Raw genomic sequence first — 9,750 nt, 5'->3', positions numbered from 1 at the left:
CCGGCGCGCAGCCCGTCCCGGCGGCGGGCGGCCCGGGCCGCTCCGGGGGCGACTCCTCCTACTTCACCGAACTCCCGCCGCTGGTCAGCCCGCAGCCCCCGGCCGTGCTGCTGCCGGAGGACGGGCGGACGGCCGGGCAGCCGACGCCCGGTCCGACCCCCGACGCCGCGGCCGGGCAGGCGCCCGGGCAGAGCGTGGTGCAGGTGGTGTGGGAGGGCGCGCAGGGGATCCCCGCGAGCGTGCTCGCCGCGTACCGGGAGGCCGAGCGGAAGGTGGGGGAGGGCGACCCCGGCTGCGGGCTGCGCTGGCAACTGCTCGCCGCCATCGGCAAGGTCGAGTCGGGCCAGGCGCGCGGCGGGCAGGTCGACGCCGCCGGAACCACGCTGCGGCCCATCCTGGGGCCCGTGCTCGACGGCAACGGCTTCGCGAACATCTCCGACACGGACGGCGGGGCCTACGACGGCGACGCCCGCCACGACCGGGCCGTCGGGCCGATGCAGTTCATCCCCTCCACCTGGGCGGCCTGGGGGGCGGACGCGAACGGCGACGGCCGGCGCGACCCGAACAACGTCCACGACGCGGCCCTGGCGGCCGGCCGCTACCTGTGCGCGGGCAACCGCGACCTGCGGACCGGGGCGGGCCTGGACCGGGCGGTGCTCTCCTACAACCAGTCCGCGGAGTACCTGAGGACGGTGCGGTCCTGGTACGCGTACTACCTCCAGGGCACGCACGAGGTGCCCGACGCGGGCGGTACCGGCGCGGGCACCGGCGGCGGTTCGGGAGCGGGTACGGGTACGGGTGCCGGTGCGGGGCAGCCGACCGTCCCGACCCCGAAGCCGACTCCCACGCCGACCCCGACCCCCACGCCGAAGCCGGACCCGACGCCGAAGCCGACGCCGACTCCCACGCCGAAGCCGGACCCGACGCCGAAGCCGACGCCGACTCCCACGCCTACGCCGACCCCCACGCCGACTCCCACGCCTACGCCGACCCCCACCCCCACCCCCACGCCGAAGCCGACCCCCACCCCCACGCCGACGCCCACACCGACCCCCACCCCCTCGGCCACCCCGACGCGGACCCCCACCCCCGCCGCCTCCCCCAGCGCCAAGCCCACCGCGTCCGCCCCGCCCGCGGCGAGTCCCGCCCCCGCCCCCACGCGGACCCCGTAACACCCCCCGCCCCGGCGCCGCCGGGGACCCGCGCGCACGGTCCGCCCGTCCGCGCAGGTCCCCGGCGGTTCTCATCTCGCCCCCGCGTTGCTACGGTACGCCTCCCTGACGCCCCATCAGATATCGGAGGCCCCGGCATGCGCGCACTCGTCGCCGCCGCCATCGGGCTGGCCGCCGCGCTGGCCCTCGTCCTCGCCGTCACGGCGTTCGGGGCACCGGAGGGCAAGACCTCCCCCAAGCCCCTGCTCACCACCGCGCCCGCCGCGCCCGGAAAGTAGAGGAGGCCGGCCGTGCGACGCAGAGCGAGTCTCGTCCTGCTTGCCCTCGCCGTGTTCTGCGCAGCCCTCGCACCGCTGCTGCGCTGGTACGCGTACCCCAGGCTCGCCAAGATCCCGCCGGGCCAGTACCAGGAGATGGTCCTGGAGGCCAAGGACGCGACCCTCCTCGACTACTCGGGCGGCATGCAGCCGAAGAAGGTCGACAAGGTCACCATCGTCCAGACCCTCAAGGGCAACGTCGAGGCGTCCCGCGAGGTCGAGGCCGACGCCGGCAAGGACGTCGTCGTCTGGGACACCCTGACCTACATCATCGGGCCGGACGGCAAGATGGTCTCCCGGATCCCCGAGCGCTACCTCTTCGACGCCCACACCCAGGACCCGGTGCACGCCACCGGCGAGATGGTCGACGGGGACCCGGTCAAGCGCGAGGGCATCGAGTTCAAGTGGCCGTTCTTCACCGAACCCCGCGACTACCTCTACTTCGACGCGCAGACCCGCACCTCCTCCCCGATCCACTACGTCGGACCGCGCACCTACCGGGGCATGGAGGTCTACTACTTCGAGCAGAGCGTCCCCTGGACCAAGGTGCCCATGCCGAAGAAGATGCCCATCGAGGGCATCGACCCGGCGACGATCGAGCAGACCACCGGCACCACCCTCTGGTACACGGTCAAGGCCCGCTTCTGGGTCGACCCCGTCACCGGCGCCCCCGTCAACGCCGAGCAGGACATCCAGCAGGAGATGCGCGGCGGCATCGCGGCGAGCGCCCCCGACGGCAGGCTCACCGCCTTCGCCGGGCACGTCACGATCCGGCCCGACTACGCGAAGTACACCTTCGACCTGGTCGCCTCGAACCGTACGAAGGTCCTCGCGCTCCACACCTACGCCCCGGCCGGCCTCGCGGCGGCCGGCCTGGCGCTGCTCGCGGCCGCCCTCTGGCTGGAGGCCCGCGGCCGCCGGAGGGAGGACGGGGTCAGCGCCTGAGCCGGGCGTTGGTGTGCCGGGTCGGCTCCGCGGTCGCCGGGTCCTCGGGCCACGGGTGCTTGGGGTAGCGGCCGCGCAGCTCGGCGCGGACCGCCCGGTAGCCGCCCTGCCAGAAGGAGGCCAGGTCGGCCGTGACGGCGGCCGGCCGCCCGGCCGGCGACAACAGGTGGACCAGGACCGGTACCCCGGCCACGCGCGGGGTCTCGGCCAGCCCGAACAGCTCCTGGAGCTTGACCGCCAGGACGGGCTGCTCGGCCGCGTAGTCCACGCGGATCCGGGAACCGCTGGGCACCTCGATCCGCTCCGGGGCCAGCTCGTCGAGCCGGGCGGCCTCACCGGTCGCCCACGGCAGCAGCCGGTTCAGGGCCTGGCCCGCGTCGATCCGGGCCAGGTCGGCCCGGCGCCGGGCCCGCGAAAGCTCCGGCTCCAGCCAGTCGTCGGCCCGCTCCAGCAGTGCCGCGTCGTCCGCGACGTCGGGCCAGGCGCCGCCCAGGGTGCGGTGCAGGAACCCGAGGCGGGCCCGCAGCCCCTGCGCGTCCGCGGACCAGCGCAGCAGCCCGAGACCCTCGGCACGCAGCCCGTCCAGCAGGGCGGCCCGGACCGCCGCCGGGTCGGGGTCGCGCAGCGGGCGCGAGGCCAGCTCGATCGCACCGAGCCGGGTGACGCGGCGGGCCACGAGGTCCCCGTCCTCCCAGTGCACCTCCTCGCCCCCGGTCCGCAGGTGGGCCGCGGCGGCCAGGGCGGTGTCCTCGTCGACGACGGCGGCCAGGCGCACGCGGGCGGAAGCGGAGTGCGGGGCCCGGTCGGCGACGGCGACGGCCAGCCAGGGCGCGCTGCGCAGCCCCGACCCCTCACCGGTCTCGGCACCGGTCCCGGAGGCCATGAGGAACCCGCCGCCCCCCTTGGCCCTCGCCACCCGCTCGGGGAACGCCAGCGCGGCCACGAGCCCGGCGGCGGAGTCATCGGGGGCGGCCCCGCCGCCGGGGCTCCGCCCCGGACCCCGCTCCTCGAACGCCGCAAGGGCTGGATTCCGGCCGCTGCCGCCCGCCGGGCGCGCAGTCCCCGAAGGGTCCGGAGCGGAGCCCCGGGAGCGGCGGCCGGGGTCGCCGGCCCCGGTTTCGGGAAGGGGCGGGGTGGGGGAGGGGTCCCGCGCGTCGGCCCCGCCTCCCCGGGCCCCGGCGTCGGCCGTGTCTGCCGGGGACACCGCGCGCTCCAGCCGGCGGACCTCCGCGCGCCAGCGCCCCGCGTAGCCGTCGGCGCCCCGGCGGGCCGACCGCCAGGCGGCGGCGAGGTCGTCCCCGTACTCCCGGGGCGGTTCCTCGCTCAGCAGCGCCACCAGCTCCGCGGCCCGCCGCGCCCCCAGTGCCCGCGTACCGTCCAGCAGCGCCCGCGCCAGCCTTGGATGCAGCCCCAGCCGGGCCATCCGCAGCCCGCGCGGGGCCGGCCGGCCCGCGGGGTCGACCGCGCCGACGACCGACAGGACCTCCCGCGCCGCGGCCATGGCCCCGGTCGGCGGCGGGTCCAGCAGGGCCAGCCCGGAGGCGTCCGGGTCGCCCCAGCAGGCGGCCTGGAGCGCGAACGCCGCCAGGTCCGCGGTGCGGATCTCGGGGGAGGGGAAGGAGGGCAGCCGTGCGTCCTCCGCCTCGGCCCAGCAGCGGTACACCGTTCCCGGCGCCTCCCGCCCGGCCCGCCCGGCCCGCTGCCGGCCCGCCGCGCGCGACGCCCGTACGGTGGCCAGCGAGCCCAGGCCCCGCGCGTGGTCCACGCGGGGTTCGCGGGCGAGACCGGAGTCCACGACCACCCGTACGCCGGGCACGGTCAGGCTCGACTCCGCGACGGCGGTCGCCAGGATCACCCGGCGGTGCGCCGCCGGGGTCAGCGCCGCGTCCTGGACGGCAGCGGGCGCCCGGCCGTGCACCTGGAGCACCTCCGCGTCCACCGCGCCCAGCTGCCCGGCGACCCTGGCCAGCTCGCCCACGCCGGGCAGGAAGCACAGCACGTCGCCGGAACGTTCCGCCAGGGCCCGCCGGACCACCGACGCCACGTGCGCCAGCTGCGCCGGGTCCACCCGCATCCCGTGCGGGGGCCGCACCGGCCGGGCCGGCGGCGCCCACACCGTCTCCACCGGGTACGAGACGCCCGCGGCCTCGACCACCGGCGCCGGGGCCCCGTCCGCGCCGCCGAGCAGCCGGGCCCAGCCCGCCGCGTCGGTGGTCGCCGAGGCCGCCACCAGCCGCAGCTCCGGGCGCAGGGTCTCGCGTACGTCGAGGAGGAAGGCGGCGGCGGTGTCGGCGTCCAGGTGCCGCTCGTGGCACTCGTCCAGGACCACCACGTCCACGCCGGGCAGCTCCTGGTCCCGCTGGAGCCGCTGGAGCAGGACACCGGTGGTGACCACCTCCACGCGGGTCGAGGGCCCCACGACCCGCTCCCCGCGCACGGTGAAGCCCACCGAGGCGCCCGGCTGCTCGCCCAGCAGCCACGCCATCCGCCGCGCGGCGGCCCGGGCGGCGATCCGCCGGGGCTCGGCCACCAGCACCCGGCGCTCCGGGCCGCCCCCCACCAGCCCCACCAGCCCCGCGAGCACCAGCGGCACCAGCGTGGTCTTGCCGGTGCCGGGCGGGGCGCACAGCACCGCCGCGCCCCGGTCCTCCAGGGCGGAGAGGAGCGCGGGCAGGGCCTCCCGTACGGGCAGGGCGTCGAGGGCGGAGCTGCGGATCATGTCAGTCGCGCTCGCAGACGAAGATCGCGGTTCCCGGGATCAGGTTGCCGCGCAGCGGGGACCAGCCGCCCCACTCCTGGGTGTTCCACGCGGGCCATTCGGGCTCCACCAGGTCCAGCAGGCGGAACCCGCCCGCGACCACGTCCCGGACCCGGTCGCCGAGGGTGCGGTGGTGCTCGACGTAGACGGCGTGCCCCTGCTCGTCCTGTTCGACGTACGGGGTCCGGTCGAAGTAGGAGGCGGCGACGGAGAGGCCCTCCGGGCCCGGCTCGTCGGGGAAGGCCCAGCGCAGGGGGTGGGTGACGGAGAAGACCCAGCGGCCGCCGGGGCGCAGCACGCGGTGGACCTCGCGCATCACGTTCACCGGGTCGGCGACGAAGGGGACGGCTCCGTAGGCCGAGCAGGCCAGGTCGAAGGATCCGTCGCGGAAGGGCAGCCGGCCGGCGTCGGCCTCGACGAGCGGGACGTCCCCGCCGATGCGCAGGGCGTGCTGGAGCTGGCGGTGGGAGAGGTCCAGGGCCACGGGGCGGGCGCCGCGGGCGGCGAGCCAGCGCGAGCACTGGGCGGCTCCGGCGCCGATCTCCAGGACGTCCTTGTCCTTGAGGGAGGCGGCGGGGCCCAGCAGGGCGGCCTGCTCCTCGTCGAGGCCCTCCGGGCCCCAGACGAAGCGGTCGTCGCCGAGGAAGGCGCCGTGTTCGCTCTGGTAGTCGTCGGCGTTGCGGTCCCACCAGCCGCGGCTCGCCCGGCTGCTCTCCGCTTCCCCGGCGTCACGCCGGGTGGCCTCGGCGTCGTCCCCGTCGGTGCTTTCGGCGCCGTACGCGTCTTCGGGGGCGTAGTCCTCTTGGTTCATGGGGCCCGTCGTCGTAGTCTGCGGATGGGTTCCGGATCGCTCATCGGGGCGTCCCCGCCCACGAATTGTGCCGGTTGTGCGGTGATCTGCCCGGGGTGTGCGCCTTCGCGCATTGACCCTGTCCGGCTGCCCCCGTATGCTACAAGTTGCGCTGCGAGCCTGTGCTCCTCAGACCTAGCAGGCTGCGCTTGCATCTGTTGATGTCCCCTCGGTTTTCGAGGCCCTTCCCCCTGTGGGGAATCCGGGCTTCTTTGGCTGTCCGGCTTCTTCGGCAGATGCCGATAAGGGCTCCCGGCGTAGCAGTACCTACGACTTTCTGTCCGTAACCGGAGCCCTTTCCCACATGACGAGCAGCACCGAGACCACCGCCACCACCCCTCCGCAGGTAGCGGTCAACGACATCGGTAACGCGGAAGCCTTCCTGGCCGCGATCGACGAGACGATCAAGTACTTCAACGACGGCGACATCGTCGACGGCGTCATCGTGAAGGTCGACCGGGACGAGGTCCTGCTCGACATCGGTTACAAGACCGAAGGCGTGATCCCGAGCCGCGAGCTCTCGATCAAGCACGACGTCGACCCGAACGAGGTCGTCAAGGTCGGCGACGAGATCGAGGCCCTGGTTCTCCAGAAGGAGGACAAGGAAGGCCGCCTGATCCTGTCCAAGAAGCGCGCTCAGTACGAGCGTGCCTGGGGCACGATCGAGAAGATCAAGGAAGAAGACGGCATCGTCACCGGTACCGTCATCGAGGTCGTCAAGGGTGGTCTCATCCTCGACATCGGCCTCCGTGGCTTCCTGCCGGCCTCTCTCGTCGAGATGCGTCGCGTCCGCGACCTCCAGCCCTACGTGGGCAAGGAGCTCGAGGCGAAGATCATCGAGCTGGACAAGAACCGCAACAACGTGGTCCTGTCCCGCCGCGCCTGGCTCGAGCAGACCCAGTCCGAGGTTCGCCAGACGTTCCTCACCACCCTGCAGAAGGGTCAGGTCCGCTCCGGCGTCGTTTCCTCGATCGTCAACTTCGGTGCCTTCGTGGACCTGGGCGGCGTCGACGGTCTCGTGCACGTCTCCGAGCTGTCCTGGAAGCACATCGACCACCCGTCCGAGGTTGTCGAGGTCGGCCAGGAAGTCACCGTCGAGGTCCTCGACGTGGACATGGACCGCGAGCGCGTCTCCCTGTCGCTGAAGGCGACGCAGGAAGACCCGTGGCAGCAGTTCGCCCGGACCCACCAGATCGGTCAGGTCGTCCCGGGTAAGGTCACCAAGCTGGTTCCGTTCGGTGCGTTCGTCCGCGTGGACGAGGGCATCGAGGGTCTGGTCCACATCTCCGAGCTGGCCGAGCGCCACGTGGAGATCCCGGAGCAGGTCGTCCAGGTCAACGACGAGATCTTCGTCAAGGTCATCGACATCGACCTCGAGCGTCGCCGGATCTCGCTGTCGCTGAAGCAGGCCAACGAGTCCTTCGGTGCCGACCCGGCGTCGGTCGAGTTCGACCCGACCCTGTACGGCATGGCCGCGTCCTACGACGACCAGGGCAACTACATCTACCCCGAGGGCTTCGACCCCGAGACCAACGACTGGCTCGAGGGCTTCGACACCCAGCGCGAGACGTGGGAGCGCCAGTACGCCGAGGCGCAGGTCCGCTTCGAGCAGCACCAGGCGCAGGTCATCAAGAGCCGCGAGGCCGACGAGGCCGCTGCCGCCGAGGGCGCTGCCGCCCCGGCCGCCGGTGGCAACGCCGGTGGCGGCGCCAGCCTCTCCGGTGGTTCGTACTCCTCCGAGGGTGCGGACGAGACCTCCGGCGCCCTGGCGTCGGACGAGGCCCTGGCCGCGCTCCGCGAGAAGCTGGCCGGCGGCCAGAGCTGATCGCAGCGCAGCACCGGCATCGCGCCACGGCGTGAGCTGAGCTGAAAGACGAGGCCCGTCCCCTCCGGGGGGCGGGCCTCGTCGCGTCGTTCTTCCTGTGAATGCCGCCAACTGGGGAATGGCCGGGCCTCCTTGCACGTTGGCACCGGAGAACACGGCGCGAGGGAGGAGTGGTGAGGGTGCTTGATCCACAGGGTCTGTACGAATGGGACGCCAAGGGCCTGGCGGTGGCCGACCTGGCGCTCGCCCAGGACTCGGCCGGGCTGGTCATGCTCTACCACTTCGAGGGGTACATCGACGCGGGCGAGGCCGGCGAGCAGATCGTCGAGCGGCTCCTGGAGACCCTGCCGCACCAGGTGGTGGCCCGTTTCGACGCGGACCGGCTGGTGGACTACCGGGCCCGGCGCCCGCTGCTGACCTTCAAGCGCGACCACTGGACGGAATTCGAGGAACCCCGGCTGGAGGTCCGCCTCGTCCAGGACGCCACCGGAGCGCCCTTCCTGCTGCTCTCCGGCCCCGAGCCGGACGTGGAGTGGGAGCGCTTCGCCGTCGCCGTCCGCCAGATCGTCGAGCGGCTCGGAGTCCGGCTCTCGGTCAACTTCCACGGCATCCCCATGGGCGTCCCGCACACCCGTCCCGTCGGCATCACCCCGCACGGCAACCGGACCGACCTGATGCCCGGCCACCGCAGCCCCTTCGACGAGGCGCAGGTGCCCGGCAGCGCCGAGTCGCTGGTGGAGTTCCGCCTCGGCCAGTGGGGACACGACGTGCTGGGCGTCGCCGCGCACGTACCGCACTACGTCGCCCGCTCCGCGTACCCGGACGCCGCGCTCACCGCGCTGGAGGCGATCACCGCCGCGACCGGGCTGGTCCTGCCGGCCGTCGCGCACGCCCTGCGCACCGAGGCGCACCGCACGCAGACCGAGATCGACCGGCAGATCCGCGAGGGCGACGAGGAGCTCGTCAGCCTGGTCCAGGGCCTGGAGCACCAGTACGACGCCGCGGCCGGGGCCGAAACCCGGGGGAACATGATCGCCGAGCCCGCCGAGATCCCGTCGGCGGACGAGATCGGCCGCGAGTTCGAGCGCTTCCTCGCCGAGCGCGAGGGCGAGGCGTAGGCGGGCCGGTACCGCGGGGGCTGGTACGGCGCCGGCAGGCCTGCGGGCGGGCCGGGTGGCCTGCGGGGGCCTGGTTTTCGCCGGCCGGTGGGGCCTAGGGTTCACAGCATGTTGAAAGTGGGCCTGACAGGCGGAATCGGTGCCGGCAAGAGCGAGGTCTCGCGACTGCTGGCGGGGTACGGGGCGGTCGTCGTGGACGCCGACCGGATCGCACGGGAGGTCGTGGAGCCCGGCACCCCCGGGCTCGCGGCCGTGGTGCGGGCCTTCGGGGACGGGGTGCTGACCGCCGACGGGGCGCTCGACCGGCCCGCGCTGGGCGCCGTCGTCTTCGCCGACCAGGAGCGGCTCCGGACGCTGAACGCGATCGTCCACCCGCTGGTCGGGGCCCGGTCCGCCGAGCTGGAACGGGCCGCGGGGCCCGACGCGATCGTGGTGCACGACGTACCGCTGCTCGCGGAGAACGGCCTCGCGCCCCTGTACGACCTCGTCGTGGTCGTGGACGCCTCCCCCGCGACCCAGCTGGCCCGGCTCACCGCGTTGCGCGGCATGACCGAGGAGGAGGCGCGGGCCAGGATGGCGGCGCAGGCCACGCGGGAACAGCGGCTGGCGGTGGCCACGGTGGTCATCGACAACGACGGGCCGCTGGAGGCGCTGGAGCCGCAGGTGCGCGCGGTGTGGAAGGAACTCGTGGCGCGGGCGGCGGATTCGGTGGCCCCGCAGGCCCCGGCCGGGGACTGAGCCCGCCCGGTCGGCCGGCGGCGTGGA

Annotated in this window: 8 protein-coding genes; 6 read left to right on the top strand and 2 right to left on the bottom strand. The window is 74.4% G+C overall.

What is annotated here, in order from left to right:
• The 3 genes from ABZW32_RS28810 to ABZW32_RS28800 all read left to right on the top strand — a co-directional run.
• Positions 1-1,172 (top strand): lytic transglycosylase domain-containing protein (locus ABZW32_RS28810; protein WP_356221202.1); only part of this gene is annotated, 1,172 nt, incomplete at its 5' end.
• Between the two features lie 137 nt (positions 1,173-1,309).
• Positions 1,310-1,450: an SPW_0924 family protein gene (locus tag ABZW32_RS28805; RefSeq protein WP_106979781.1), complete on the top strand. Its 141-nt coding sequence runs from the start codon at positions 1,310-1,312 to the stop codon at positions 1,448-1,450.
• A 12-nt stretch (positions 1,451-1,462) separates the two neighbouring features.
• Positions 1,463-2,434 (top strand): DUF3068 domain-containing protein, encoded by a 972-nt coding sequence (locus ABZW32_RS28800; RefSeq protein ID WP_356221200.1) that lies wholly within the window; start codon positions 1,463-1,465, stop codon positions 2,432-2,434.
• Here ABZW32_RS28800 and ABZW32_RS28795 read toward each other — a convergent pair.
• Both ABZW32_RS28795 and ABZW32_RS28790 read right to left on the bottom strand, forming a co-directional pair.
• The gene (locus tag ABZW32_RS28795) at positions 2,424-5,153 is read right to left on the bottom strand and encodes an ATP-dependent helicase C-terminal domain-containing protein (RefSeq protein WP_356221197.1); all 2,730 of its coding nucleotides are present in this window, start codon (positions 5,151-5,153) and stop codon (positions 2,424-2,426) included. The genes ABZW32_RS28800 and ABZW32_RS28795 overlap by 11 nt on opposite strands.
• A 1-nt stretch (position 5,154) precedes the next feature.
• Positions 5,155-6,003 (bottom strand): class I SAM-dependent methyltransferase, encoded by an 849-nt coding sequence (locus tag ABZW32_RS28790; RefSeq protein WP_356221194.1) that lies wholly within the window; start codon positions 6,001-6,003, stop codon positions 5,155-5,157.
• A 343-nt stretch (positions 6,004-6,346) separates the two neighbouring features.
• Between ABZW32_RS28790 and rpsA the strand changes: the two genes are divergently transcribed.
• The 3 genes from rpsA to coaE all read left to right on the top strand — a co-directional run bounded on the left by rpsA (position 6,347) and on the right by coaE (position 9,723).
• Positions 6,347-7,867 (top strand): 30S ribosomal protein S1, encoded by a 1,521-nt coding sequence (gene rpsA, locus ABZW32_RS28785; protein ID WP_356221191.1) that lies wholly within the window; start codon positions 6,347-6,349, stop codon positions 7,865-7,867.
• Between the two features lie 179 nt (positions 7,868-8,046).
• Positions 8,047-8,985: a PAC2 family protein gene (locus ABZW32_RS28780; RefSeq protein WP_356221189.1), complete on the top strand. Its 939-nt coding sequence runs from the start codon at positions 8,047-8,049 to the stop codon at positions 8,983-8,985.
• A 108-nt stretch (positions 8,986-9,093) separates the two neighbouring features.
• Positions 9,094-9,723: a dephospho-CoA kinase gene (gene coaE / locus ABZW32_RS28775; RefSeq protein WP_356221186.1), complete on the top strand. Its 630-nt coding sequence runs from the start codon at positions 9,094-9,096 to the stop codon at positions 9,721-9,723.
• Positions 9,724-9,750 lie beyond the last annotated feature (27 nt).

It is taken from the genome of Streptomyces sp. NPDC004667, from assembly GCF_040609475.1.
Taxonomy (GTDB): domain Bacteria; phylum Actinomycetota; class Actinomycetes; order Streptomycetales; family Streptomycetaceae; genus Streptomyces.
Note: the sequence above shows the minus strand (reverse complement) of the source record. Positions and strands in the feature narration are given on the sequence as shown.